The 25,488-nt window shown below is 48.8% G+C and carries 20 protein-coding genes, 1 other RNA gene and 2 pseudogenes; 9 read left to right on the plus strand and 14 right to left on the minus strand.

Features of this window, described 5'->3' with window-relative positions; genetic code table 11:
* Positions 1-103: 103 nt before the first annotated feature.
* Positions 104-781: an energy-coupling factor ABC transporter permease gene (locus RSJ68_04930; GenBank protein ID WNU98067.1), complete on the plus strand. Its 678-nt coding sequence runs from the start codon at positions 104-106 to the stop codon at positions 779-781.
* Positions 782-882: 101 nt separating this feature from the next.
* Here RSJ68_04930 and RSJ68_04935 read toward each other — a convergent pair.
* Positions 883-1,386 (minus strand): annotated as a pseudogene (locus RSJ68_04935) (IS30 family transposase).
* A 32-nt stretch (positions 1,387-1,418) separates the two neighbouring features.
* Between RSJ68_04935 and RSJ68_04940 the strand changes: the two are divergent.
* Positions 1,419-2,029 (plus strand): annotated as a pseudogene (locus tag RSJ68_04940) (integrase core domain-containing protein).
* Positions 2,030-2,144: 115 nt separating this feature from the next.
* Here the strand turns inward: RSJ68_04940 and clpP are convergent.
* The 4 genes from clpP to ppsA form a co-directional block, all read right to left on the minus strand.
* The gene (clpP, locus tag RSJ68_04945; GenBank protein ID WNU98068.1) at positions 2,145-2,765 is read right to left on the minus strand and encodes an ATP-dependent Clp endopeptidase proteolytic subunit ClpP; all 621 of its coding nucleotides are present in this window, start codon (positions 2,763-2,765) and stop codon (positions 2,145-2,147) included.
* Between the two features lie 88 nt (positions 2,766-2,853).
* Positions 2,854-4,164: a trigger factor gene (tig, locus tag RSJ68_04950; protein WNU98069.1), complete on the minus strand. Its 1,311-nt coding sequence runs from the start codon at positions 4,162-4,164 to the stop codon at positions 2,854-2,856.
* Positions 4,165-4,493: 329 nt separating this feature from the next.
* On the minus strand, positions 4,494-5,180 hold the full coding sequence (locus tag RSJ68_04955) for a peptidoglycan DD-metalloendopeptidase family protein (GenBank protein WNU98070.1): 687 nt from the start codon (positions 5,178-5,180) through the stop codon (positions 4,494-4,496).
* Positions 5,181-5,417: 237 nt separating this feature from the next.
* Positions 5,418-7,802, minus strand: a complete 2,385-nt coding sequence (ppsA, locus tag RSJ68_04960; GenBank protein WNU98071.1) for a phosphoenolpyruvate synthase — start codon at positions 7,800-7,802, stop codon at positions 5,418-5,420.
* A 418-nt stretch (positions 7,803-8,220) separates the two neighbouring features.
* On the opposite strand from ppsA, the gene RSJ68_04965 reads away from it, so the two are divergent.
* Entirely contained in the window at positions 8,221-9,042 is an 822-nt protein-coding gene (locus tag RSJ68_04965; GenBank protein ID WNU98072.1) for a pyruvate, water dikinase regulatory protein, read from the plus strand.
* Positions 9,043-9,262: 220 nt separating this feature from the next.
* On the plus strand, positions 9,263-10,102 hold the full coding sequence (locus tag RSJ68_04970; GenBank protein WNU98073.1) for a DUF4198 domain-containing protein: 840 nt from the start codon (positions 9,263-9,265) through the stop codon (positions 10,100-10,102).
* Positions 10,103-10,208: 106 nt separating this feature from the next.
* Here RSJ68_04970 and lolD read toward each other — a convergent pair whose 3' ends face one another.
* Both lolD and RSJ68_04980 read right to left on the minus strand, forming a co-directional pair.
* Complete coding sequence (gene lolD / locus RSJ68_04975) at positions 10,209-10,895, minus strand: lipoprotein-releasing ABC transporter ATP-binding protein LolD (GenBank protein ID WNU98074.1); 687 nt, start codon at positions 10,893-10,895, stop codon at positions 10,209-10,211.
* A complete protein-coding gene (locus tag RSJ68_04980) occupies positions 10,888-12,138 on the minus strand; it encodes a lipoprotein-releasing ABC transporter permease subunit (protein WNU98075.1) in 1,251 nt (416 codons plus the stop codon). The genes lolD and RSJ68_04980 overlap by 8 nt, the downstream gene beginning before the upstream one ends.
* A gap of 235 nt (positions 12,139-12,373) precedes the next feature.
* Between RSJ68_04980 and RSJ68_04985 the strand changes: the two genes are divergently transcribed.
* Complete coding sequence (locus RSJ68_04985) at positions 12,374-12,658, plus strand: hypothetical protein (protein WNU98076.1); 285 nt, start codon at positions 12,374-12,376, stop codon at positions 12,656-12,658.
* Between the two features lie 92 nt (positions 12,659-12,750).
* On the opposite strand, the gene recR is transcribed toward RSJ68_04985, so the two are convergent.
* The 3 genes from recR to RSJ68_05000 all read right to left on the minus strand — a co-directional run bounded on the left by recR (position 12,751) and on the right by RSJ68_05000 (position 15,418).
* Positions 12,751-13,371 carry a recombination mediator RecR gene (gene recR, locus RSJ68_04990; GenBank protein WNU98077.1) on the minus strand — a complete coding sequence of 207 codons (621 nt, stop codon included), beginning with the start codon at positions 13,369-13,371 and terminating at the stop codon, positions 12,751-12,753.
* A 76-nt stretch (positions 13,372-13,447) separates the two neighbouring features.
* Entirely contained in the window at positions 13,448-14,983 is a 1,536-nt protein-coding gene (locus RSJ68_04995; protein WNU98078.1) for a SurA N-terminal domain-containing protein, read from the minus strand.
* Between the two features lie 81 nt (positions 14,984-15,064).
* On the minus strand, positions 15,065-15,418 hold the full coding sequence (locus RSJ68_05000) for an ArsC family reductase (protein ID WNU98079.1): 354 nt from the start codon (positions 15,416-15,418) through the stop codon (positions 15,065-15,067).
* A gap of 120 nt (positions 15,419-15,538) precedes the next feature.
* On the opposite strand from RSJ68_05000, the gene RSJ68_05005 reads away from it, so the two are divergent.
* The 4 genes from RSJ68_05005 (at position 15,539) to RSJ68_05020 (ending at position 20,454) form a co-directional block, all read left to right on the plus strand.
* Positions 15,539-16,396 carry a folate-binding protein gene (locus RSJ68_05005; protein ID WNU98080.1) on the plus strand — a complete coding sequence of 286 codons (858 nt, stop codon included), beginning with the start codon at positions 15,539-15,541 and terminating at the stop codon, positions 16,394-16,396.
* A 132-nt stretch (positions 16,397-16,528) separates the two neighbouring features.
* The gene (gene rep / locus RSJ68_05010) at positions 16,529-18,529 is read left to right on the plus strand and encodes a DNA helicase Rep (protein WNU98081.1); all 2,001 of its coding nucleotides are present in this window, start codon (positions 16,529-16,531) and stop codon (positions 18,527-18,529) included.
* Positions 18,530-18,650: 121 nt separating this feature from the next.
* Positions 18,651-19,013: a transfer-messenger RNA gene (gene ssrA, locus RSJ68_05015) on the plus strand.
* 1,171 nt (positions 19,014-20,184) lie between these two features.
* A complete protein-coding gene (locus RSJ68_05020; GenBank protein WNU98082.1) occupies positions 20,185-20,454 on the plus strand; it encodes a hypothetical protein in 270 nt (89 codons plus the stop codon).
* A gap of 466 nt (positions 20,455-20,920) precedes the next feature.
* On the opposite strand, the gene RSJ68_05025 is transcribed toward RSJ68_05020, so the two are convergent.
* From RSJ68_05025 to lpdA, 4 genes are all read right to left on the minus strand, one after another.
* On the minus strand, positions 20,921-21,787 hold the full coding sequence (locus RSJ68_05025) for an ATP-binding protein (GenBank protein WNU98083.1): 867 nt from the start codon (positions 21,785-21,787) through the stop codon (positions 20,921-20,923).
* An 8-nt stretch (positions 21,788-21,795) separates the two neighbouring features.
* Positions 21,796-22,425 (minus strand): riboflavin synthase subunit alpha, encoded by a 630-nt coding sequence (locus RSJ68_05030; GenBank protein WNU98084.1) that lies wholly within the window; start codon positions 22,423-22,425, stop codon positions 21,796-21,798.
* Positions 22,426-22,444: 19 nt separating this feature from the next.
* Positions 22,445-23,152, minus strand: coding sequence for a tRNA (guanosine(46)-N7)-methyltransferase TrmB (trmB, locus tag RSJ68_05035; protein ID WNU98085.1), 708 nt, complete (start codon positions 23,150-23,152; stop codon positions 22,445-22,447).
* A 518-nt stretch (positions 23,153-23,670) separates the two neighbouring features.
* Positions 23,671-25,458, minus strand: coding sequence for a dihydrolipoyl dehydrogenase (lpdA, locus tag RSJ68_05040; GenBank protein ID WNU98086.1), 1,788 nt, complete (start codon positions 25,456-25,458; stop codon positions 23,671-23,673).
* Positions 25,459-25,488 lie beyond the last annotated feature (30 nt).

Below are 25,488 nucleotides of genomic sequence, written 5' to 3' on the forward strand. Positions count from 1 at the left end.
AAAGTCCGTTATTCTAACGCTTTTTAGAGTGAAACAAAACCGACAAGGCTTTGTTTCCACTATAATCGGGTCGTCTGAAACGCTTTTTAAACATTGAGGATATATGCTTTTCCAAACGGGATGGTTTTCGGGTTTGATTTTGGCCGCTGCGTGGTGCGTGTTGGTTTTATTGTTGGCATTATCCGCGCCGAAGGCTTATCGTGATTTTCGAAAACATGGTTCGGCAGCCGCATTGGCAGGGATTATTTTGGCGTCGGTCTGGAGCTTGAATGCCACCCCTGACGGCGGGCAGCTTGCGGGGATGAGTTACCATCTGTTGGCGGTCAACCTGATTGCCTTGATGCTCGGCGTGCCGCTGGCATTTTGGGTCTGTGCGTTGCTGTATTTGCCCTATGTCTGGATATTCGGCTCAGATTGGCAGGCTTATCCGGTCAATGCGCTTGCGCTGTTTCTGCCTGCGCTGGCGGTCAATTTGCTGTCGCGCGCCTGGGTCAACTGGCTTCCTGCCAATATTTTTATCTTCATTTTTGTCAATGGTTTTTTAGCATCCGCAGCAGGCATGCTGCTGACCGGGGGCGTTTTGGTTGCTATATTGGACAGGGTGCGGGCTTTTCCTGAAACGACATTGTGGAGTACGGCATTTCCCGTGTTTTTCCTCATTGCATGGGCGGAAGCGTTTTTAAGCGGTATTACTGTTGCTATTTTTATTGCGTTAAGGCCGCAGTGGATTAATACGTTTGATGACGGACGCTATCTGAAACCGTCGAATAAGATTTGGTAAAAGGTCCTGGGATTCGGATTTCAAGTGCAACAACTATGGTACCGGTGATTGAAACAGATTCAAGAATAAAACACTTGGCGTTTCGCAGCCAATTTCTAATCTTTGCCGACGATGGTGTCGGCCTCCCAATCGCCGATGCGGTTTTTTTGGTCGACGATAGCAGGGCGGTTTTCTATGCCGACGCGGTTGGGCACTTTGCCTCCGATCCATGTGCTGCCGTAGCGTTTGCGGTAGGGTTTGCTGCATATTCTGTGGTGTTGCCACAACGTGCCGCCGTTGCTTTTGTCTTGGCGGAGGTAGCGGTAAACGGTGCTGTGATGGAGCGTGATTTAGTGGTGTTTGCGCAGGTAGGCGCATACTTGTTCAGGACTGGGTTTGCGGCGGATAAGGGTGTCGATGTGCTGAGTCAGTTGCGAATGGAGCTTATAGTGTTTTCGCTTGCGCTGTTTGGTAAGACGGCTTTGCCGTTGTGCTTTTTCGACACTGTATTGCCGCTCTTGGGTACGGTGCCGTTTGATTTCGCGGCTGATGGTGCTTTTGTGGCAGTTTAGCTGTTTGGCGATGGTGCAGTGCCGGGACAGGTATTGGATAGAAACCAGCAGCATTGCTTACAGTATTTCCAGGAGAATACTGAAACATGAACATACACAAAAACATCCGTCTCACCTCGCACAGCTCCAAGCCATTTGGCTGGCCTACGCGCAGAAAAGGAAAGCGTCACCTCCCTGGCACACCGCTACCAAGTCAGCCGCATCACCATTTACCGCACGCTTAAAGCCGCAAGAGGCAGACTGCTCAAACCCCAAACCAGTACCAACAACCGTTAAGCGGGACTACCTGTTTGTCGCCATCGACGATTTCTCAAGGGAGCTATACGCCGCCATTTTGCCGGACAAAACCGCAGACAGTGCCGCCAAGTTTCTGACCGAACACCTGATTGATCCCTGCCCATACCTGATTGAGTGCGTTTACTCCGACAACGGTACGGAATACAAAGGCTCGGCCAACCATGCTTTCGGTGTAGCCTGTTACGAGAACGGGATTGGTCAAAAGTTTACCCGGGTTGCCCGTCCGCAGACCAACGGTAAGGCGGAGCGGGTTATCCGTACCCTGATGGAGATGTGGCATGAGAAACAGTCGTTTGAGAGTCCGGAACATCGGCAAAAGGAGTTGTGCCGCTTTGTTAATTTTTATAACACTGTGAAGCCGCACCGCAGTTTGAACGGCGATACGCCGTTAAAAGGCTGAGTAAAAAATATGGGTTCCATATTAGTGGGTCGATAAAAGGATTTTATAACAAGGCAAAGGTCGTCTGAAAACCTTTAAACAGTTTTCAGACGACCTTTAATTTTTGCGAAAACATTTAAACTTGCAAAGAAGCGCGATTTTCCAGAACTTGGTCAATCAAGCCGTATTCTTTGGCTTCTTCGGCAGACATGAAGTTATCGCGATCGGTGTCGCGTTCCAAATCTGCCAAGTCGCGTCCGCAGTGTTTCGCCATCAGGCGGTTGAGCTTTTCTTTGAGTTTTAAAAGCTCGCGGGCATGAATCTCAATATCGGATGCCTGACCTCCCAAACCGCCATTGATTAAAGGCTGGTGGATCATAATACGGCTGTTAGGCAGGGCGAAGCGTTTGCCTTTCTCGCCTGCCGAGAGCAGGAATGCGCCCATGCTTGCCGCTTGTCCCAAGCACAAAGTGGAAACGTTGGGCTTGATGAAATTCATGGTGTCGTAAATCGACATGCCTGCCGTTACCGAACCGCCGGGAGAGTTGATGTAGAAGAAAATATCTTTGTCCGGATTTTCACTCTCCAAAAACAACAGCTGGGCAACCACCAAATTGGCGGACTCGTCGGTTACCGGGCCAATCAAAAATACGATGCGCTCTTTCAAAAGGCGCGAGTAAATATCAAATGCACGCTCGCCGCGGCCGCTTTGTTCGATAACGGTAGGAACGAGGTAATTATTGAAATCGAAGGACATTTTTGTCTCCTGTCAATGTTGCGAAAGCACCAAAGGGGGGGCTTTGGTGCTTTCAAGTTGCCTGTTTCAGACGACCTTTTGAAGATGATTAGGCTTGTGCGCCCATCACTTCGTCAAAAGACAAAGCTTTTTCGGTTACTTTGGCTTTGCCCAAAACGAAATCAACGACGTTGCTTTCTACTGCCAAAGAAGTCGGACCTTGCAGGCGGGAAGGCTCTGCGTAGTACCAGTCGATCACTTCTTGAGGATCTTCGTAGCTTTCTGCGAAGTTGGCAACAACGGCTTTGATTTGCTCTTCAGTCGGTTCCAGTTTGTTTTCTTCAACCAGTTTGGCCAAAATCAGACCCAAAGATACGCGGCGTTCGGCTTGCTCTTTGAACATATCCAAAGGCAGATCCAAGTTGGCAGCGTCAGCCATGCCTTGGTTGACGAAGTTTTGTTTCATTTCGTTTGCCAAGCGGGCGGCTTCTTCATTTACCAAAGCAACAGGCGCTTTCAGCTCTACGGCTTTGAGCAGCGCGTTCATTACAGATTCTTTGGTTTGTTCGTTCACGCGGCGCTCAACTTCGCGGCCCACGTTTTTCTTCACTTCTTCGCGCATTTTGGCAACGTCGCCGTCGGCGATACCCAATGCTTTAGCGAAGTCAGCGTCAACTTCGGGCAGGGTGGGTTCGGATACGTTGTTCAATGTGATGGTGAAGACAGCGGATTTACCGGCAACGTCTTTACCGTGGTAGTCTTCAGGGAAATTGACGGTAACGTCTTTGCTTTCGCCTGCCTTCATGCCGACTACGCCGGCTTCAAATTCAGGCAACATTCGACCTGCGCCCAATACGAAGGCGTAGTTTTTGGATGCGCCGCCGGCGAAAGGTTCGCCGTCGATTTTGCCTTCGAAGTCGATGATGACGCGGTCGCCGTTTTGGGCTTCGCGCTCAACATGGTTGAAGCGGGTGCGTTGTTTGCGCAGGATTTCTACGGTTTGGTCCACTTCGGCATCGCCGACGGAAGCGGTTACTTTTTCGACTTCTTGTGCAGACAAATCGCCGATAACGACTTCAGGGAACACTTCGAAAATCGCAGCGATTTTCAGGGATTCTTTATCGTCTTGTTCTTCAACGCCTTCGAAACGCGGATAGCCGGCAACTTTCAATTCTTGGGCAACGGCAACATCGTAGAAGCGGCGTTGGACCATTTCGTTGATGACATCATTTTGAGCGCTTGCACCGTACATTTGGGCAATCATTTTTAAAGGGGCTTTACCCGGACGGAAACCGTCGATTTTTGCACGGCGTTGGGTTTGTTTCAGTTTTTTATCGGTTTCTGCGTTGATTTCGGACCAAGGCAGAGACAGCACTACTTTGCGTTCCAAGTTTTCTAAAGTTTCGACAGTTACGCTCATCGTAAGACCTTAATTTGTTGTGTTAAATAAAAAATGGGAATCCTTTTACCAATGATGACTGCAAAAGCGGCTCCGACCCATCGGGGCTTTTATCGTCCGTTGCTTGCAAAAGGCAGGAAAATTAGCTGGCTAGTATATCACAATGTTTGATTGACTGGATAATATAGTGAAATCATTGCAAAACGGTTGCCACATCTGTCCGCTCCGGCTTGGAAAAAGTAGTTGGATGGGAGATAGATGGCGGCATTCCGATAAACTTATGCGGAGCTACAAATGTCGTCTGAAAGTCGGAAGAGAGTATTCAGACGACCTTTTGAAGTTTGAGGATGTTAATTGGGCAAGTATGGCATAGGATTGACGGCTTTGCCGTTCAGACGGACTTCGAAATGCAGCTTTACGCTGTCGGTGTCTGTGCTGCCCATCGTTGCAATCTGCTGGCCGGCTGCGACCTGATGGTCTTTTTGTACCAGTAAGGCATCATTATGTGCATAAGCTGTAATCGCATAATCATTGTGGCTGATTAAAATCAGTTTGCCGTAACCCCGTACTTCTTCTCCGACATACAATACCTTCCCCGCAGCTGCGGATTTTACAGGTTCTCCGGGTGTGCCTGCTATATCGATGCCTTTATTGGTTGTTCCGTTGTATTGCTTGATAACGGAGTTGCGTCCGTTTTCAACAGGCCATTGTAAGTTCAAGCGGTTGATCGGTACGACGGCCTGAGTTGCTTGCTTTGATTGGGAAATAGGGCGCGTATTGCGTCGGACGCGTAAGACTTGACCTACTTCGATTTTAGAGGTGTCTTGCAGGTTGTTCCAAGATGCCAATGTATGGATGCTTTGGCCGTGGCGTTTGGCAATTTGGGATAGTGTGTCGCCGGACTTGACTCTGTAATATCCGTCCGGGACTCTGTCTGTCGGTGAACCGCTTCCGGCGCAGGCAGCCAAAAAAAGTGCCAGGCAGAAAGGGCTTAGTCGTTTGAAGGTCGTCTGAAAAATAGGAATGGTGTTCATCATATGTCTATTTAATAAAAATCAGTGAATGAATTGTCTTCAGACGCTTTATTTGGGTGAAGGTTCATCGGCTTTTGAGATGTTTTATGAATGTCAAATGGCGGCAGAATTTTATCTTTTTGATTAGAAGCATATTTTACTCAGCGTAAAATAAAGTCAAATTATATCTGCCGTTAGATGGCTAAAACAAATCCCCCGTCCGCTTTAGGGATGGGGGATTTTTAGATTTTATAAAAAATCTTATTTATTCAACTCATTAGCCAAATACAGCCAAGTTTCGATGACGGTATCCGGATTCAGGGAAACGCTTTCGATGCCTTCTTGAACCAACCATTTGGCAAAGTCCGGATGGTCTGACGGACCTTGACCGCAGATACCGACGTATTTGTTTTGCTTGCGGCAGGCAGAGATTGCCAAATGCAGCATCACTTTGACGGCAGGGTTGCGTTCGTCAAATGATTCGGACACCAAGCCGCTGTCGCGGTCGAGGCCGAGGGTCAGTTGGGTCATGTCGTTGGAGCCGATGGAGAAGCCGTCGAAGTATTGCAGGAATTGTTCTGCCAATACCGCGTTGCTCGGCAGTTCGCACATCATAATCAGGCGCAGGCCGTTTTTGCCGCGTTCCAAACCGTTTTCTTTCAAAGCTTTGACAACAGCTTCGGCTTCGCCCAAAGTGCGGACGAACGGAATCATGATTTCGACGTTGGTCAGACCCATTTCGTCACGGACGCGTTTGAGGGCTTTGCATTCGAGCGCGAAGCATTCTTTGAAGCTTTCGGCGACATAACGCGCCGCACCGCGGAAGCCCAGCATCGGGTTTTCTTCGTGCGGTTCGTAAATGCTGCCGCCGACCAAGTTGGCGTATTCGTTGGATTTGAAATCGGACATACGGACGATGGTTTTACGAGGATAAACCGATGCGGCCAATGTCGCCACGCCTTCGGCGATTTTATCGACGTAAAAGTCGACAGGGGAGGCGTAGCCGGCGATGCGGCGGGTAATTTCCGCTTTCAATTCATCGTCTTGTTTGTCAAATTCCAACAAGGCTTTCGGGTGGATGCCGATTTGGCGGTTGATGATGAATTCCATGCGTGCCAAGCCGATGCCTTCGCTCGGCAGGTTGGCGAAGCTGAATGCGAGTTCGGGGTTGCCGACGTTCATCATGACTTTAACCGGCGCTTTGGGCATATTGTCCAAGGCAACGTCGGTGATTTGTACGTCCAGCAGGCCGGAATAGATGAAGCCTGTATCGCCTTCGGCGCAGGATACGGTAACTTCTTGACCGTTGCTCAGCAATTCGGTTGCGTCGCCGCAGCCGACTACGGCAGGAATACCCAGTTCGCGCGCGATGATGGCGGCGTGGCAGGTGCGGCCGCCGCGGTTGGTAACGATGGCGGAAGCGCGTTTCATTACCGGTTCCCAATCCGGGTCGGTCATGTCGGTAACGAGTACGTCGCCTGCTTCCACAGAATCCATTTCGGAGGCGTCTTTCACCAAGCGGACTTTGCCTTGACCGACTTTTTGACCGATGGCGCGACCTTCGCACAATACGGTTTTATCGCCGTTGATATCGAAGCGGCGCAGGTTGCGGCTGCCTTCTTCTTGGGATTTCACGGTTTCTGGACGGGCTTGCAGTATGTAGAGTTTGCCGTCCAAGCCGTCGCGACCCCATTCGATATCCATCGGGCGGCCGTAGTGTTTTTCGATCGTCAGCGCATAGTGTGCCAACTCGGTGATTTCTTCGTCGGTAATGGAGAAGCGGTTGCGGTCTTCTTCAGGAACATCGACGTTCATCACGGATTTACCGGCTTCTGCTTTGTCGGTAAAAATCATTTTGATTTGTTTCGAACCCATGGTTTTGCGCAGGATGGCAGGTTTGCCCGCTTTCAGCGTGGGTTTGAATACATAGAATTCGTCGGGGTTGACCGCACCTTGTACGACGTTTTCACCCAGACCGTAAGATGAAGTCACGAAAACGACTTGGTCGAAGCCGGATTCGGTGTCGAGGGTGAACATGACACCGGACGCGCCGCTGTCGGAACGCACCATGCGTTGCACGCCTGCGGAGAGGGCGACTATGTCGTGTTCGAAGCCTTTATGAACGCGGTAGGAGATGGCGCGGTCGTTGTACAAAGAAGCGAATACATGGCGCATGGCTGCTTTGACGTTTTCCAAGCCGTTGATATTGAGAAAGGTTTCCTGTTGACCTGCAAACGATGCGTCAGGCAGGTCTTCGGCGGTTGCAGAAGAACGGACGGCAACGGAAATATCCGCGCCCCCTGCGTCTGCAACCATTTTGTTCCATGCTGTTTCGATTTCGGCATCCAGTTGTTCGGGGAAGGGCGTATCCAAAATCCATTGGCGGATTTCTTTACCGACGCGCGCCAGTTCGGCGACATCTTCCACATCCAGTTGTGCCAGTGCGGCGGAAATACGCTCGCTCAGTCCGTTGTGCGCCAAGAATGCGCGGTAGGCTTCGGCGGTAGTGGCAAAACCGCCGGGGACGCGGACGCCTTTTTCAGTCAACTGACTGATCATTTCACCTAGGGAGGCGTTTTTGCCGCCCACGCTTTCAACATCAGTCATACGCAGGTTTTCAAACCAAATTACGTAGTTGTCAGCCATTTGTGTGTCCAATCCAAGATATGTTAAAAAAGAAACGAATACGCTTTGTTATTTTAAGCGATTCAAACGGCTGCTGTCATGCTTTTTCTGTCCCGAGTGATTTGCAGGTCGTCTGAAAAATTGCGGGCTTCAGGCGTGTAGTCAAATGAAATCTGATGGAGAAACCATTATTCCCATTGTCTATTTCTTTGTAAAACATAAGGTTTGAAATAGATTAATGACTGATTGATAGAGTTTGGAAAGGTTTTTGATGGGTATAAAATTTTAAGATAATTTAATTATTGGAATAAAAATGCGTTTATAAAGTAGTTTGATTTTGGTGTAGTTGGGTGTAATTTAAGCGTATTCCCTTTATTTAGAAGGTTTCAGCTGCTATGATGACTGCCTGCAACCATTTAAAATTTTAGAGGATAACCGAATGACCGCCCCGCGCCATGTGTTTTATATTTCCGACCGTACCGGCCTGACTGCTGAAAATATCGGTGAGGCACTGCTGAATCAGTTTGGCAGAATCGAATTCAAACGCCACACCTATCCTTTCATTGATACGCCTGAAAAAGCGCGTACCGTCGTCGAAATAGTCAACCGCAACGCTCAGGAAAACGGTTTGCGCCCGATTGCCTTCGTCAGCGTCGTTAATGACGAAATCCGTGAAATCATCAAAAAAGCGGGCGCTTTCCATATCAATTTTTTCGAAACCTTCCTCGGGCTTTTGGAAAAAGAACTCAACACCGAGGCGGTTGCCGCCGAGCAGGGGCACCACAGTATCGGCAATACGCAACGCTACGATGCGCGTATGGAGGCGGTCAATTTCTCGCTCAACCACGACGACGGCGTCAGCGATAAAAACCTGAAAGAAGCCGATGTGATCCTGATGGGCGTATCGCGTTCGGGCAAAACGCCGACCTGTCTTTACCTCGCCCTGCAATACGGCATCCGCGCCGCCAATTACCCGCTGATTCCCGACGATTTGGAATCCACCGACCTGCCGCGCATGGTCAAACCTTACAAAGACAAACTGTTCGGCCTGACCATTCAACCCGAACGCCTGCAGGCCATCCGTCAAGAGCGCCGTCCGAATTCGACTTATGCCAAAATCGATACCTGCCGCAGTGAGATTTCCGATGCGCAAAATATGTTCAAACGCCACGGCATCCCGTTCACCAATACGACGGATAAATCGGTGGAGGAACTTGCCGTCCATATCCTTCAAGCCTGCAAATTGAAGCGGCGTTTTTGATTTTCTTAAAGTATGAGCAAGAGGTCGTCTGAAAAGCAATTTGGTGTTTCAGACGACCTCTTGTTTTCTATCATTCAGCCTAAATAGATTTCTAGTTCTTTGTAACTAAAAACAATCATCAATAATATTTACATTTTGAAATAAAAAGAGTAAGGTTGCCTTGCTTTTCGGGCTTTCCGTTGGCTTTTGAACCGTAAACAATCAAATTTGAGGAAGAAACATGAAAAAATTATGGATACTTGGCGCATTGGGCTTGAGCATGGCGGCGCAGGCGCATGATTTGTGGGTGTCGGCTCCGGTGCGTTTAGATTCGGGCGGTACGTTGAAAGCGGATTTGGGTTACAGCCATGATTTCCCGAATGTCGAAAAAATCGCCGACGACCGCGTGCATATTTTCAAACCGCTGCAATTGACGGACAAATCCGGGAAAACCGTTGATTTGACGAATAAAGGCGAAAATTACCAATATGTTTCCAAATCCCGCCTGAAAGACGGTTCGTATTGGGTCGGCGCAGTGTACAAACCGACGTTCTGGTCGCAAAACAGTGAAGGCTGGAAACAGAAAACCTTGAAAGACCTGCCCGGCGCGACTTATTGCGAACAGGCCCAGATGTTCGGCAAGGCGTTTTTGCAAGTGGGCAGCGCAGGTGTGGATGAAAGCGTGTTGACCCGTCCGGTCGGTCATGAGTTGGAACTGGTTCCGCTTAAAAATCCGAATGAAGTTAAGGCAGGCGGCCTTTTGCCGATTAAAGTGCTTTATAAAGGCAAACCGTTGGCTAAAGCGACGGTAACGGCAAGCTCGGATACGCTAGCGGAAATGGATTTGGCGGCGACGCACGACCACCGCGAGCCTCAAGGTTTCTCAGGGAAAACGGATAAAGACGGCGTCGTCAACGTGATTCCTTTGATCGACGGTTTGTGGAAAATCAAAGCCGTCCATCAGGCAAACTATGCCGATAAAAGCGTTTGCCAAGAGGGCAAGTCGTATGCAACGCTGATTATGCCCGTCGGAACAAAACGCGCGGCTGAACGGCATGAACACCATCATCATCAACACTAATCAAGTGTGAATGATCGAAAAGGTCGTCTGAAAAAGTTTTCAGACGACCTTTTAATGATACGATAGTATAAAATTTAACATAATATATATTATGCGAATTTGTATATCATGCTTTACTTTGTAAGTATCCATCCTGCATGGTCATTACTCTTTCAAACCGTACAGCAAGCTCATCATCATGAGTAACAACAATCAGACTTGTATTTAATTCTGTTTTCAGATCCATCATCATGTCCAAAATGTTTTGGGCATTTTTCCTATCTAAATTACCTGTCGGTTCATCAGCCAGAAGGCATTTGGGGCGTGTAACTAAGGCTCTTGCGATAGCAGCGCGCTGTCTTTCACCTCCTGACAGTTCGCTTGGACGATGTAATATCCTTTGTTTCAATCCAACTTTTTCGAGCATATCGGCAGCTTGTGTTTCTGCTTCCGCTTTGTTTTTTTTGCCGATTAAAAGCGGCATCATTACGTTTTCAAGTGCAGAAAATTCAGGCAGCAAATGATGGAACTGGTAAACAAAACCCAGATAATTATTGCGCAATTCTCCCAGTTGTCTCTGAGACATATCGCTTATGTCTTGATTCATCAGGGTAATTTTCCCCTCTGATGGTTTGTCCAAACCGCCTAAAATATGTAAAAGGGTTGATTTACCGCTACCTGACGAACCGATAATACTGATACCTTCTCCTTCTTTTACTTCAAGATTCAGGTTTTTCAATACTTGTACGTTTAATGAACCGTCCCTGTAACTTTTTCCGATATTTGTGCATTTCAATACAATATTGTTATTCATATCGTAGAGCCTCCGCCGGTTGTGTTTTGGCTGCACGCCAACTTGGATAAAGTGTGGCAAGGAATGCCAATCCTAAAGAAATACAGGAAATAACCGCCACATCCCGCATGTTGACGTCGCTGGGCAAATAGTCGATAAAATAGATTTGTGAGTTGATAAGGTGAACGCCGAAAAGTTTTTCAAAGAATGCAACGATTTTGCCGACATTCCAACCGAGTAATACGCCGCATACCACGCCGATAAGCGTTCCAAAAAAGCCTGCAAAAGCCCCTTGTACCATGAAAATTTTCATAACTCCTGATGGCGCAAGACCCAATGTGCGCAAAATGGCAATATCGGCTTGTTTCTCCGTTACCGCCATCACTAAGGACGATACCAAATTGAAGGCTGCAACGGCGATAATCAACGTCAGGATGATGAACATCATGCGTTTTTCCAACTCTACTGCTTCAAAGTAGCTGCGGTTATTGAACGTCCAGTCTCTAACCCAAATTGAATCTTTTTTGGAAGGCGGGATTAAATTTGCAGTAAACGAGGGAGCATTTTGCGGATCAGCCAGTTTCAGGCGCAGCCCGCCGAAATTTTCACCCAATCTATACAATACTTGGGCATCTTGGATATGCGTCATCGCCAGGGAATTGTCTACTTCATATACGCCTGTTTTGACTAAGCCTACGACGTTGAACTGTTTCAGACGAGGTACGACGCCTGCGGGGGTAACATTGCCCTCAGGGGTGATAACGGTAACTTTTCCTCCGACTTCCGCGCCTAAAGCTTGAGCCAGGCCTTCTCCTAAAATAATATCGAAGTTACCGGGTTTCAGACTGTCGAAACTGCCCGCAGGCATATCTTTTCCATAATCTACAACATTCTTTTCTTCGGATGGCAAGATACCGCGGATTTGAACCCCTCTAACTTCCCCCGCATTGGCAAGCAAGGCTTGGTCGGATATGTAAGGCGCGCTTGCCAGCACTTCTTTTTTATCTTTGACGATTTCACGAAGGTTTTGCCACCCTAACCCATTGCCATTATCGTAATAACCGATTTCAGCATGAGGGGCGACATTCAGTAACTGCCCTCTGATTTCCTTTTGAAAACCGTTCATTACAGACAGTACGGTAATCAGAGCGGTAACGCCTAATGCAATACCGATAATTGAAATCATGGTGATAAACGACATGAATCCATTGCGTTTTTTCGCCCTGAGATAGCGAAGTCCGATCCATGTTTCCAAAGAAACCATCCGAATGCTCCAGTGTATGTTGAAAATCGGATATTGTACCGTAAAATACCGCCCTAGTCCGAGTCATTCCGATAAGCCGACATCCGTATGTAAATGCCGACGGTCAAATTGCCAAGTACCGTAAATTTCGCCCTGAGGCTTGCATAATCCGTCATATGGCCTTATTCTGAGCAAACGGTACACACTACCGATATTAAAAAAGGAAACAACCTCTATTAAAAAAGGAAACAACCTCATGAAAATCAGTAAAATTTTGGTTTTGCCCATCATTGCTGCCGGCTTGGCTTTGAGTGCCAATTCATACGCAAAAGAAATCAAAATTAGTTCAAATAACACATCTTACTCTGATGCAGACGTCCAAAAACTGGCTGCGACTGCAGTCGGGATGGGTGTTAAAGAGCCTGTCAGCCTGAATGCGGGTAGCGGGATTGTTACCGTATCCGGCAACAGCGCGACAACCTGTACATTTAAAGTCGGCAGCGGTTCGTCTCCGCAAATTCAAGGCGTAAGCTGTAAATAATTTATCCGATTGATTTCGTTACATCATTTTTTCATAACAAAGGTCGTCTGAACATTTTCAGACGACCTTTGTCATTGTTAGCGTTGATTGCCCTACTCTTCCGTCGAATCGGTTTTCAACATACGCCGTTCATATACTGCCTGTGCCAAAGTGCCAGCATCGACGTATTCAAGCTCTCCTCCTAAAGGAATGCCTCGCGCAAGGCGGCTGACTTTATAGGGCAAAGGTTTGAATAGTTCTGCCAACACATAGGCCGTCGCATCACCTTCGGCGGTAAAGTTGGTTGCGATAATAATTTCTTCCACTTCGCTGCTTTGCAGGCGCGCAACCAGTTTGTCTAAAGAAATATGAGAAATATCCATGCCTTGGGCAGGACTGACCTGTCCCATTAAAACGAAATAAAGTCCGTCATGGCAATTGGCCGTTTCCATATTAGAAACATCGGCAGGCATATGGACTATCATCAGCCTGCGGGGATCACGGTTGGCATCGGAACAAATCTCGCATAAATCACTTTCACAAAAATTGTTGCACATCCGGCAATGCTGAACCTGCAACAAAGCGTATTGCAAAGCCTCAACCAAATTTTGGGCTTCCTGCCGTTTATGCTGCAAAAGTTGATGTGCCATTCTTTGTGCAGACTTGGGACCGACATTGGGCAGAACTTTCAAAGCGTTAATCAGGCGTGTCAACGCATCGGGTGATTTACTCATTTTTTCAGACGACCTTTGAGGGATTTGTAAACGAAACGGTCGGGAATATCCGACCGTTTGCTTAAAATGTGCCGTTTTATTCGGCAGAATTATCCAGTTTTTGCGAACCCAGAACCTGCTCAATCTGCTTACTCAGATATTGCAGCAACCGGCTGAATATATTGGCAGATTGGTTTTGTACCAAAGCCTGTTTGGCGGCGGGAATTTGTGCAGAAACATTTTCCGGTGCAGCAATGCTTTGAACTTCCATAATAACCGGCGAAGGCAGCCCTTCCAACAAAGCAAAAGCCGGTTTGCCATTCGCAGGGCGGGCTTTGATCAATTCGTTGTAGGCTTCGGGCGGCATGGATTTTCGAGCGTCCTGTGCTGATAACTGCTCAATGGGCGACCATTGTAAATCTACGTTCTTTCCTGCTTTCAAGTCCGCCAAAGTTTCTTGCGCTTTCTTCTCGGCAAGTTTTACCGATTCGCTACGGACATAGGCAGTCTGAACTTTATCTCTCGCTTCGGTAAATCCGGCTGTTTTTTCTTCACGGACTTCTTTGGCGCGAACGACCCAAACGGTATTGTTGTCAATATTGATAATGTCTGAATTGTGTTTTTTCTTCAAGACATCTTCGCTGAATGCCGCGCTAGTCAACGCATCGGGCATACCTGCTGCTTTGGCATCGGCCTGCGTCAGCCATTGATCGGAAGTTTCGATTTTCAAACCTAGTTTTTTCGCCGCCTCATCTAAGGAATTCGGATGATTAAACGCTTCTTCAGCAAGCTTTTCTTTGGCAGCATTAAAATCGGCGGAGGCTTTTTTAAGTTTCAAAGCAGCCTCAATGCGTGCTTTTTCTTTATCGAACTCAGGCTTGGGGGCATTTTGTGGCAATGCGGCAACTTCTTCGTCGAATACTTTTTTGACTTCATCCGCACTGACGCTTTGTTTCTCCGCCAAATGAGCTGCATTAAGGGCAACGTATTCAAGCTTCACGGCTTGGGGAATCAGATAATCTTTTTTATGCGCTTCATAATAACGTTGCAAAGTGGCATCATCCGTTTTGACTTGTGCCGCAAATGTTTCCGGTCTGAATGTAAATGAACGGATGGTACGGTTTGACTGAGTCAGCTTAATCAGCTGCTCTGCCTGAGAATCGCTGATAATTGCCCCGTTTTGAACCAGGTTAATCAAATTTTGCAAGGCAAACTGCTCGCGCAAATCATCAATAAATTGGTCTTCGGACATACGGCGTTGGCTCAGATATTGCGTAAACAATGCCTGACTGAACTTACCGTTGGCATCATGAAATGCCGGATCATCAACAATAGCCTGCTTAACCTGATCCATAGATACGTCTATGCCCATCATCTTTGCGCCCTCTTTCAGGTAGGCACGCTGAACCAACCCGCTAAATATGGCTTCGCGGCTTTGCCCGCCGCCTGCGGCCTGATCCGCCTGTACGGCATTATTCAAGGTATGGTCGCTTATTTTTTCGCTGCCGACCTTGACGATATAGTCGGAGCCGGAGTTTCTCGCAGTTTCGACACCAAAGCCGACAAAGGTCAGCGCGATCAGACCCAGTAGGATTTGGGCGGGAGTTTTATATTTTTCAACGGTATGGAACATATTGGTTTGAGGGCGTAATGGTTAATGGCAAACGCGCATTGTAGCGTTTTTTCAAGGATTCCGCATCTTTCAGACGACGTTTTATTCCGAAAAAATCTTCTGATAGTTTTCGACAGAAAATCCGACGTAAACCCTGCCCTCTTTACGCAAAACCGGACGTTTGATCAAACTTGGATTTTTCGCCATCAGTCGGACCGCCCCGTCCGGACTATTTTCGGCAGCTTGACGGTCGGCATCGTCAAGTTTGCGCCATGTCGTACCACGTTTGTTGAGCAGGATTTCTAAAGAAACCTGTTCCAGCCATTGGCGGATAACTGCCTCGCTCGGGGCGTTTTTCTTAAAATCGGAAAATTCGTACACAATATTATTTTCAGCCAACCAGTTGCGTGCCTTTTTAACAGTGTCGCAATTTGTGATTCCATATAATTCGATCATGCTGTTTCTTTCTTGTTGATGCTTGGTAAGCTCTCATTTTACTACATTCCCTAAGTGAAATAAGCTAGAATACCTGTCCGCAATCCCTTAATCGGGAAACAGGTTATAGAAGGATTCACTATGCAAAGCCGTTTACCTTTTTTCAGCGTCATCCGTGTCGGCGGAGAAGATCGCGCTTCATTTCTCCATGGCCAACTATCCAATGATATTAACCACTTACCTGTAAATCATGCCTGCTACGCGACTTACAACACACCTAAGGGACGTGTTTTGGCGAATATGGTTGTATTAAACCGAGGGGAAGATTTATTGCTGGTTATGGCAGCGGATTTGGCTGAATCGATTGTGAAACGGCTGCGTATGTTCGTATTGCGCGCCAAAGTTGAATTTACCCCCCTACCCGATTTTGCCGTTGCAGGCATGCTCGATGAAAGCTGCCATGCTACCCCGCCCGACTCACCCAGCCTTTCTTTTGAGGCATCACTGGAAAACGGTGTATATACCATTCCCCTGCCCCATAAAGGTCGTCTGAAAATCGGTGAGGCGGCGCTGCTTCCCGAATATGATGCCCAAGCCGAAAATGCGTGGAATCTGCACGAGATCCGCAGCGGCTATCCATGGATTTCTGCTGCGACCAAAGAAACCGCTGTTGCGCAAATGCTCAACCAACACATCATCGGCGGCGTACATTTCAAAAAAGGCTGCTACCCCGGTCAAGAAATTATTGCGCGCGCCCAATATCGAGGCCAAGTAAAACGCGGGCTGGCGGTATTGAGCGGAGATTCATTGGAAGCAGCAGGTGTAGGCGTGGTTTCCGAAGATGCGGAAGCCGGACAAATCATCAACACTGCGCTAACTGAAAATGGCAGCTTAAGCCTTGCCGTCATCAAGTTTTCCGCAGCGCAATCTCCTCTTACGGATGCAGACGGTAACGTATTGAAACAGGGAAAACTTTTCTTTTCCGTTTCTGAGGAATAGCCCGTCCAAGATAACAAGGTCGTCTGAAATCTTTTTAAAATAAGGTTTCAGACGACCTTTTATCTCCTCATTACATCCCGTTTCGACGGCTGTTATATAATTCTCCCACACACACTCCCCTACTCTTTCCCCATGAAACTCAACCCCCAACAGCAAGCCGCCGTCAAATACCTCGGCGGGCCTCTGCTCGTGCTCGCCGGCGCCGGCAGCGGTAAAACCGGCGTGATTACGCAAAAAATCAAGCATTTGATTGTCAACGTCGGCTATCTGCCGCATACCGTCGCCGCAATTACCTTCACCAACAAAGCCGCTACGGAAATGCAGGAACGCGTCGCCAAAATGCTGCCCAAGTCGCGAACGCGCGGGCTGACGATTTGCACGTTCCACTCTTTGGGCATGAAGATTCTGCGCGAAGAGGCGAACCATATCGGTTACAAAAAAAACTTCTCCATCCTCGATTCCACCGACAGCGCCAAAATCATCGGCGAACTTTTGGGCGGCACGGGAAAAGAAGCCTTATTCAAAGCGCAGCACCAGATTTCCCTGTGGAAAAACGATTTGAAAACGCCCGAAGACGTACTTCAGACAACCTCCAACGCCTGGGAAGAACAAATTGCGCGCGTGTATGCGAGCTATCAGGAAACCTTGCAAAGCTATCAGGCGGTGGACTTCGACGACTTAATCCGCCTGCCCGCCGTGCTGTTGCAGCAAAACAGCGAAGTACGCAACAAATGGCAGCGGCGGCTGCGTTATCTGTTGGTTGACGAATGCCAAGACACCAACACCTGCCAATTTACGCTGATGAAACTCTTGACCGGCGCGGAAGGTATGTTTACCGCCGTCGGCGATGACGACCAATCCATCTACGCATGGCGCGGTGCGAACATGGAAAACCTGCGCAAAATGCAGGAAGATTATCCGCAGATGAAAGTCATCAAGCTGGAGCAAAACTACCGCTCCACCGCGCGGATTCTCAAAATCGCCAACAAAGTCATCGAAAACAACCCCAAGCTGTTCACCAAAAAACTTTGGTCGCAGTTCGGCGAAGGCGAAATCGTCAAAGTCGTTGCCTGCCAAAACGAGCAACACGAAGCTGACTGGGTCGTCAGCCAAATCGTCAAACAGAAGCTGGTCGGCGGCGACAAAACCCAATACGCCGATTTCGCCGTGTTATACCGCGGCAACCATCAGGCGCGGATTTTTGAAGAAGCCTTGCGCAGCGCGCGCGTTCCCTACCAACTCTCCGGCGGGCAGAGTTTTTTCGACAAAGCCGAAATCAAAGACGTTTTGTCCTATTTGCGCCTGCTTGCCAACCCCAACGACGATCCCGCCTTCCTGCGCGCCGTCACCACGCCCAAACGCGGCATCGGCGATGTAACGCTGGGCAAGCTCAACACCTACGCGCACGAACACGAATGTAGCCTGTATGAAGCCGCACAAACCGAAGAAGCCCTTGCCCTATTGAACAACACCAACCGCCAACACCTGCAAGCCTTTATGGATATGTTCGGCAGCTACCGCGCCAAAGCCGAAACCAGCGAAGCGGGCGAACTCATCAACAGCCTGCTCAAAGAAATCGACTACGAAAACCACCTGCTTGCCAGCGAAGAGGGTAAAGCCGGCGAAATCAAATGGCGCAACGTCAGCGACCTGACCGGCTGGCTAGAGCGCAAAGGCGAGCAAGACGGCAAAAACATCATCGAACTCGCCCAAACCGTCGCCTTGATGACGCTTTTGGAAGGCAAAAGCGAAGAAGAAGTCGATGCCGTCAAACTCTCGACCCTGCACGCCTCCAAAGGCTTGGAATACCCATACGTTTTCCTCGTCGGCTGCGAAGAGGGCATTCTGCCGCACAACGACAGCATCGAAGAAGACAACGTCGAAGAAGAACGCCGCCTGATGTACGTCGGCATCACCCGCGCCAAACGCCAGCTTACGCTGACCCACTGCGTCAAACGCAAAAAACAAGGCACATGGCAGTTCCCCGAACCCAGCCGCTTCATAGATGAAATGCCGCAGGAAGACATCAAGATTTTAGGGCGCAAAGGCGGCGAGCCGATTGTGAGCAAGGAAGAGGGCAGAAGTCATCTTGCGGGAATGCTGGATATGTTGGCGGCGAAAGGGAAGGGCTGAAACGAGAGAGGGGCAGGTAAAAGGTCGTCTGAAAGCTGAACTGCGTGTTCAGACGACCATTGTTATACCCGTTCTGCTTGGCAAAACAGCCTAGTAGACGTATAATCAATCCTTCACATCTGGGGGCGATCTTGGTTTCGACGGGGGTTGCAAAGCAGATGCGGGCATACCGGGGTCTCAGATTTCCCGTAAAACACTGAATCTAAATAGTCGCAAACGACGAAACTTACGCACTGGCCGCTTAAGGCCTGCCGTTGCAGCAGTCTGTCAATGGGCTGTGTAGCGCAAGCTACCGCAACGTCATCTTACATTGACTGGTTTTCCGCCGGGTTACTTGGTGGGAAATAAGATTCAAGGTAACTGGTTTCTAGAAGGCCTGTCGGTCGGCATGATAGGAACGAGATTTTAAATAGACACGACTAAGTATGTAGAACGCTCTGTAGAGGACTTTCGGACGGGGGTTCAATTCCCCCCGCCTCCACCAAGATATCCGATAAGTATCCAATACTTATCTTAATTTTTGTGTTTTTTGGCACACTATTGGCACATTTCCCATCAAAAAGCTGCTCGATTTTAGACTTTTTACGCTGCTTGTCGGCCAAGTCAATCCAGCGGAAATAATTTTCAATTATCATCTTCATGGTGCTGTGCTCCGTTTCTTCAGCCCGTTTGGAATCGGGGAAGAATTCGGCGTAGTCGAATACGCCGATGGCGATTCGGGTGCATACTTCTTCCCGGAGTTTAGTAGCGTGCCGGATGTTAGCGGTGGTGGGCTTGAGCGGCAGGCTTTCCCAACATCGTTTACCCCGCGATACATGGACCATATTTTGATACTGCGATCGCGGATAACTACACCGGTTGGTATTCGTTTCGTTGCCATTTTTCTACCTCTTTTACGTTGATTAAGATGTGGCGGTCGGGCGCACGGTAGTAGTTTAGTCCCTCTACCCAAACGCCAGTGCTAATTTTGTCCCTTAAAGCCTTTTCTGTATAGCCTTACAATTCGGCGTAACGTTTCAACTGGATTTGGTTCAGCATATTCAATCCTCCATATGAATAATTAGGACTTGCAGTAAGTGGTCGTAGTGCCGTAGCAAACCATGTGGCGGACATCAGGTAACCTGAGTCGTCTTTCTGTTTGCATTTTTTCTCCAAATTTAAAGTTCGCCTTTAAGCAGCTTAGTTAATTCATTGCCCACGGCAGATTGTGTTCCACACTGCGTCGTGGCGGGTGATTTACCGTTGGGATAAGCAACAGTGTCAGGTGCGCATCCATTGCCTATGTCGGTACCTGCTATATTAGCAGCAAAAAGCCCTAAAATTTTTTTCAGCCCATTCTCAAAGAAGGATGAATATTGGCAGACATATGGCGGTTTGAAACGTGGAAAAGCCCTTGTTCACTGAGTGAATAACGGGTTACTTTGGATTGACGTAGTTAGTTATCCCTATGATAGTCACAAGTGCATTCATGTAATGGAACTAGGTTCTGTTAATGCTGCGTGCCGAATTGTTTTTAATATAAATTAAAAATAACATTAAATATCAATGGATTGATATTTTTAAAATGTTTTCTACCCGAGACATTGGCAAAACTCATTAACCGTAGAACTTGGTCAGGTACACTTCCCCATCTGTTGAGCCTAATCAGGCACCGATTGAGCGGACAAGGTTCCAATATCCTGTGCGCAGATGTAGGTATTGCTAACGTTATTCGGACCTGGTTTATCGGGGCTGAAAAGATCAGATCAGCGTTATTAGTGCAAATGGAATCCGGTACAGCAGTCACTGCCGTTAACGACTGTGATAAATGCCCGGTTAAAGGCACTTTAAGACTTGCTCAAAGCATATCTGCACTGATGCAGAAAGTCATACTTACGGGCAATGGGCAGATTGTCGAGAGCAAGTCCAATCAAAAGGGGTATTGAGGCAGACAGCCTTGCTTGGCTGAAAGATGATTGCAAGGACCTAGTTCTTTCACTCAGTGAAAAGTGAAACCTATATCATCAATTAATTATCTTTTCTTTAAGCCTGTCGATTCCCTCGACAGCCGAAACCCAAACACAGGTTTTCGGCTGTTTCTATCCCTAATTATTCCTAATTCTACCCAAATACCCCCTTAATTCTCCCCAGACACCTTATAATCAGGAATCCGGGCCGCCTTTTAGGCGGCAACAGACACACTTAGCCTGGCTTGTGCGGTTTGCTGGAAGAAGGTGCTTATGTAAAATCCCCTAAGTGTCTTGGGGGGAATTTAGAGGATTTTGGGGAATTTTGCAAAGACCTCATATAGAGATTCAAAGCGATGCTGTCGGAAGAAATTGAAGCGAAAAAAGCGTTACCAATCATTATCCTCCCGCAGATTTCAGTACGGCAGACCTATTTCCCAAAAACTCAATCCAAAACCCGTTGTTCCGGCAAACGTCCCGCCCAATCGCACGCAAACTGCCAAGCTGAACGCCCCGAGCGGTTGCCACGCATTTGCGCCCATTGCAATGCCGCCTTGTGTGCCGTTTCATCAAAATCCACGCCGAAATCATCCAACCAATTTTCAACCGCTTGGAGGTAGTCGTTTTGATCAAACGGATAAAAACTCAACCACAAACCGAAACGGTCGGACAGGGAAATTTTTTCCTCAACAGCTTCTTTTTGATGAATTTCGCCGCGTATGCCCGTTGTCCCGATATTTTCATCCATATATTCAGGCATCAGGTGGCGCCGGTTGGACGTCGCGTACACCAACACTTTGCTGCATCTTTGCGACAAACCGCCGTCCAATGCGGTTTTTAGGGCTTTGTAGGTTTCATCACCGGTTTCAAACGACAGGTCATCGCAGAATACGATGAATTTTTCGGGACGGTCTTTCAGCAAAAAAAGCAGCGCGGGCAGGCTGACCAAATCGCTCTTATCAACTTCAATCAGACGCAGCCCTTGTTCGGCATATTCGTGCAACAGGGCTTTGACCAGCGAGGATTTGCCCGTTCCGCGCGAACCGCTCATCAAAACATTATTCGCGGAGCGGCCTGCCAAAAACTGCTCGGTATTGCGTTTGAGCTTTTCAGTTTGCGTCCCGACGGCAGCCAAACGGTCAAGCGGGAATGTATGCGGGTTTGGCAGGCTCTCCAAAATCCCTTTTTTACCGACGCTGTGCCAACGGTAAGCCAAAGCGTTCCAGTCGGTTTTACCGGGTTCTTCGGGCAATACCAAATCAAGACGGTTTAAAACGGAATAGGCTTTTTGCAAAAAGGCGGCGAGTTTCATATGTGCTCCTATCGTCCTGATGTGGCAGGATTTTGCTGCGCCATCACGCGCATTACGGTATCGACAACGGCTTGGGTTTGCGGATCGATTTCGATATTGATGATGTCGCCCTCTTTCCGGCTGCCAAACAAAGTGCGCGTTAGAGTTTCCGGAATCAGGTGGACATTGAATTCCGTTTCGGTAACGTCGCCTATGGTCAGGCTGCAACCGTCCAAGCCGACAAAGCCTTTGCTCAAAATATAAGGTTTGAGCTCAGTCGGCAGTGCAAACCATACTGTACGGTTAAACTCGCTGCGCTCTATCCGCGTAATCCGCGTAGTCGTCATGATATGCCCGCTCATGACGTGTCCGCCGATTTCATCACCGAAACGGGCGGCACGTTCGAGATTGACGGCATCTCCCGTTTTCAGACGACCTAAATTGGTCTTTTCCAAGGTTTCTTTCATCAAATCAAAGCTGACCGTATCGCCGTCGATTTGGGTAATGGTCAGGCAGCAGCCGTTGTTGGCGACGGATGCGCCGATTTGCAGATGTTCGGTCATCCCATCGGGCAGCTTGACGATATGGGTACGGAAATCGGCGGACGGTTCGCGGATAGCGATGATTTCGCCGACACCTTGGACGATACCTGTAAACATGGGAGATTCTCCAATCGGTTTATTTGATGCGTTTGAAAACCAAATCCCAAACGCCGTGCCCCAAGCGTTTGCCGCGGGCTTCAAATTTCGTTTCGGGACGGTAGTCGGGCGTAGGCGCGTAATCGGCGGCGGTATTTTGCAAATTGTCAAAACCGCTCAACACTTCCAGCATCTGCTGCGCGTACTCTTCCCAGTCGGTCGCCAGATGGATATAGCCGCCGACTTTCAGCTTGGGCAGCAATTTCTGAACAAACGGCGTTTGCACCAAGCGGCGTTTGTTATGGCGTTTTTTGTGCCAGGGGTCGGGAAAGAAAATGTGGATGCCGTCGAGCACGTCGTCTGAAAGCATATTTTCGACCACTTCGACCGCATCGTGCCGCATCACGCGGATATTGCCGATGTGTTCTTCTTCAATCAATTTCAAAATGTTGCCGACGCCGGGACCGTGTACATCAATCGCCAAAAAGTCGGTATCAGGTAGGCGCTTGGCGATTTCAACAGTCGCCACACCCATGCCGAAACCGATTTCCAACACCTTGGGACGGTCGCTGCCGAAACGCTGATTCAAGTCCAACACGGAATCTTGGTAATCGATGCCGAACTGCGGCCACATCGTATCAATAGCACGCTGCTGCGCCGCAGTCATATGCCCTTGACGCAACACAAAGCTGCGGATGGAGCGTTTGTGCGCTTCAGGAACGGTGGAATCCGGAGTTATTTCGTTCATAAATTATTTCTTGTATCTGATAAAACTGGGGAAAGGTCGTCTGAAAATCTGCAGTATGGTTTCAGACGACCTCCGAATGTATGGGGTCAACCGTTAAACAGTTTGTTTTTATTGTTGATGGATAAGCATGAAACAAGCCGCGGACAGTATCAATCCTACCGAACTCATTTGCTTGCTGTTTTAAAGCATGACTAAATGGCTCACTTGGAGCTTAGGCACGCATTCTTGTTCATGCATTATATAGTGGATTAAATTTAAATCAGGACAAGGCGACGAAGCCGCAGACAGTACAGATAGTACGGAACCGATTCACTTGGTGCTTCAGCACCTTAGAGAATCGTTCTCTTTGAGCTAAGGCGAGGCAACGCCGTACTGGTTTAAAGTTAATCCACTATATCGTTAATGAAATCACTATCACTGACAATATGCTGTTTGACGAAAAGGTCGTCTGAAAGATTCAGACGACCTTTGACTGATAAATGCAATATCAGCAGTTTAATTCAACTGACTGAATACACTTATTTTTTCTTTTGAGCCGGCAGGTCGGTACAAGTACCCAGCGCCACTTCGGCAGCCATACCGATGGATTCGCCCAAGGTCGGGTGCGGGTGGATGGTTTTGCCGATGTCTTCAGCGTCGCAGCCCATTTCGATGGCCAAGCAGATTTCGCCAATCATATCGCCGCCGTTCGGACCGACGATACCGCCGCCGATGATACGGCCGGTTTCGGCATCAAAAATCAGCTTGGTGAAGCCGTTATCGCAACCGTTGGCAATCGCGCGACCGGAAGCAGCCCACGGGAAGTTGGCTTTGGTAATTTTACGGCCGGATGCTTTGGCAGACAATTCGGTTTCGCCAACCCATGCCACTTCGGGAGCGGTGTAAGCCACGCCCGGAATCACGCGTGCATCGAAGTAGGCTTTGTGTCCGGCACAATTTTCAGCGGCAACGTGGCCTTCATGAACGGCTTTGTGCGCCAGCATAGGCTGACCGACGATGTCGCCGATGGCGTAGATGTGCGGCACATTGGTACGCATTTGTTTGTCGACTTCGATGAAGCCGCGGTCGGTTACGGCAACGCCTGCTTTTTCGGCGCTGATGAGTTTGCCGTTAGGCGCACGGCCGGCGGCAACCAATACGGCATCGTAGCGTTGCGGCTCTTTCGGCGCGTTCGCACCTTCGAAGGTAACGTAAACGCCGTCTTCTTTCGGCTCGACTGCGACGGTTTTGGTGTTGATCATGATGTTGTCAAAACGGTATTCGTTTTGTTTTTGCCATACTTTCACCAAATCGCGGTCGGCACCTTGCATCAGACCGTCCATCATCTCAACAACGTCAAGGCGTGAACCCAGCGTGCTGTAAACCGTACCCATTTCGAGACCGATAATACCGCCGCCGATAATCAGCAATTTGGCCGGTACTTCTTTCAGAGCCAAAGCGCCGCTGGAATCGATGATGCGCGGATCTTCAGGAATAAACGGCAGCTTGGTTACACGGCTGCCCGCTGCAATGATACAGTTTTTGAACGCAACGATTTTTTTCTCGCCGGTAGGCGTAGCCTGCTCGTATACGTCGCCGGTTGTCAGCGACACTTCCAAGTGATGCGGATCCAAAAATTGACCGTCGCCTTGGATAACGTCCACTTTGCGGCCTTTAGCCATACCTGCCAAACCGGTAGTCAGGCGGGAAACCACGCCGTCTTTGTAGCCGCGCAGCATGTCGATGTCGAGTTCAGGCTCGGGGTATTTGATGCCGTTGGCAGCCAAGTGGCGCACTTCGTCGATAACGGCAGCGTTGTGCAACAAGGCTTTGGAAGGGATACAGCCGACGTTCAAGCAAACGCCGCCCAAAGTTTTATAACGCTCGACGATAGCAACTTTCAAGCCTTCGTCAGCAGCGGCAAATGCAGCGGAGTAACCGCCAGGGCCACCACCCAATACGACCACGTCGTACTCTGCATCGGCAGAACCACCGAATTGCGCCGCTTGCGGTGCAGGAGCGGCAGCTTTAGGGGCTTCTTGCGCAGGGGCGGCAGCAGGTGCTTCGGCTTTAGGAGCGGCAGCCGCGCCTTCGGCTTCAACAACTACAATCAAGCCGCCTTCAGAGATTTTGTCGCCGACTTTGACTTTGACTTCTTTGACCACGCCCGCAACTTCGGCAGGCACGTCCATCGTCGCTTTGTCGGTTTCCAAGGTAATCAGGGTATCATCAACGGCGATAGTGTCGCCTACGTTCACTTCAACCGCGATAATATCTACATTTTCGTGTCCGCCAATGTCGGGCACTTTCAATTCAACTAAGCTCATGTCTAATCTTTCTGAATGATATTCGGACTT

The sequence above is a fragment of the Neisseria sp. DTU_2020_1000833_1_SI_GRL_NUU_006 genome (assembly GCA_032388755.1).
Taxonomy (GTDB): Bacteria; Pseudomonadota; Gammaproteobacteria; order Burkholderiales; family Neisseriaceae; genus Neisseria; species Neisseria sicca_C.

Excerpts from the sequence above, each read along its gene's own strand:
- RSJ68_04995 (WNU98078.1), bottom strand. The coding sequence starts at position 14,983 with ATGTTCCATACCGTTGAAAAATATAAAACTCCCGCCCAAATCCTACTG.
- RSJ68_05025 (WNU98083.1), bottom strand. The coding sequence starts at position 21,787 with ATGAAACTCGCCGCCTTTTTGCAAAAAGCCTATTCCGTTTTAAACCGT.
- recR (WNU98077.1), bottom strand. The coding sequence starts at position 13,371 with ATGAGTAAATCACCCGATGCGTTGACACGCCTGATTAACGCTTTGAAA.
- trmB (WNU98085.1), bottom strand. The coding sequence starts at position 23,152 with ATGAACGAAATAACTCCGGATTCCACCGTTCCTGAAGCGCACAAACGC.
- ppsA (WNU98071.1), bottom strand. The coding sequence starts at position 7,802 with ATGGCTGACAACTACGTAATTTGGTTTGAAAACCTGCGTATGACTGAT.
- tig (WNU98069.1), bottom strand. The coding sequence starts at position 4,164 with ATGAGCGTAACTGTCGAAACTTTAGAAAACTTGGAACGCAAAGTAGTG.
- RSJ68_04930 (WNU98067.1), top strand. The coding sequence starts at position 104 with ATGCTTTTCCAAACGGGATGGTTTTCGGGTTTGATTTTGGCCGCTGCG.
- RSJ68_04965 (WNU98072.1), top strand. The coding sequence starts at position 8,221 with ATGACCGCCCCGCGCCATGTGTTTTATATTTCCGACCGTACCGGCCTG.
- clpP (WNU98068.1), bottom strand. The coding sequence starts at position 2,765 with ATGTCCTTCGATTTCAATAATTACCTCGTTCCTACCGTTATCGAACAA.
- lpdA (WNU98086.1), bottom strand. The coding sequence starts at position 25,458 with ATGAGCTTAGTTGAATTGAAAGTGCCCGACATTGGCGGACACGAAAAT.
- rep (WNU98081.1), top strand. The coding sequence starts at position 16,529 with ATGAAACTCAACCCCCAACAGCAAGCCGCCGTCAAATACCTCGGCGGG.
- RSJ68_04980 (WNU98075.1), bottom strand. The coding sequence starts at position 12,138 with ATGGTTTCTTTGGAAACATGGATCGGACTTCGCTATCTCAGGGCGAAA.
- RSJ68_04985 (WNU98076.1), top strand. The coding sequence starts at position 12,374 with ATGAAAATCAGTAAAATTTTGGTTTTGCCCATCATTGCTGCCGGCTTG.
- RSJ68_04955 (WNU98070.1), bottom strand. The coding sequence starts at position 5,180 with ATGATGAACACCATTCCTATTTTTCAGACGACCTTCAAACGACTAAGC.
- RSJ68_05005 (WNU98080.1), top strand. The coding sequence starts at position 15,539 with ATGCAAAGCCGTTTACCTTTTTTCAGCGTCATCCGTGTCGGCGGAGAA.
- RSJ68_04970 (WNU98073.1), top strand. The coding sequence starts at position 9,263 with ATGAAAAAATTATGGATACTTGGCGCATTGGGCTTGAGCATGGCGGCG.
- RSJ68_05000 (WNU98079.1), bottom strand. The coding sequence starts at position 15,418 with ATGATCGAATTATATGGAATCACAAATTGCGACACTGTTAAAAAGGCA.
- RSJ68_05030 (WNU98084.1), bottom strand. The coding sequence starts at position 22,425 with ATGTTTACAGGTATCGTCCAAGGTGTCGGCGAAATCATCGCTATCCGC.
- lolD (WNU98074.1), bottom strand. The coding sequence starts at position 10,895 with ATGAATAACAATATTGTATTGAAATGCACAAATATCGGAAAAAGTTAC.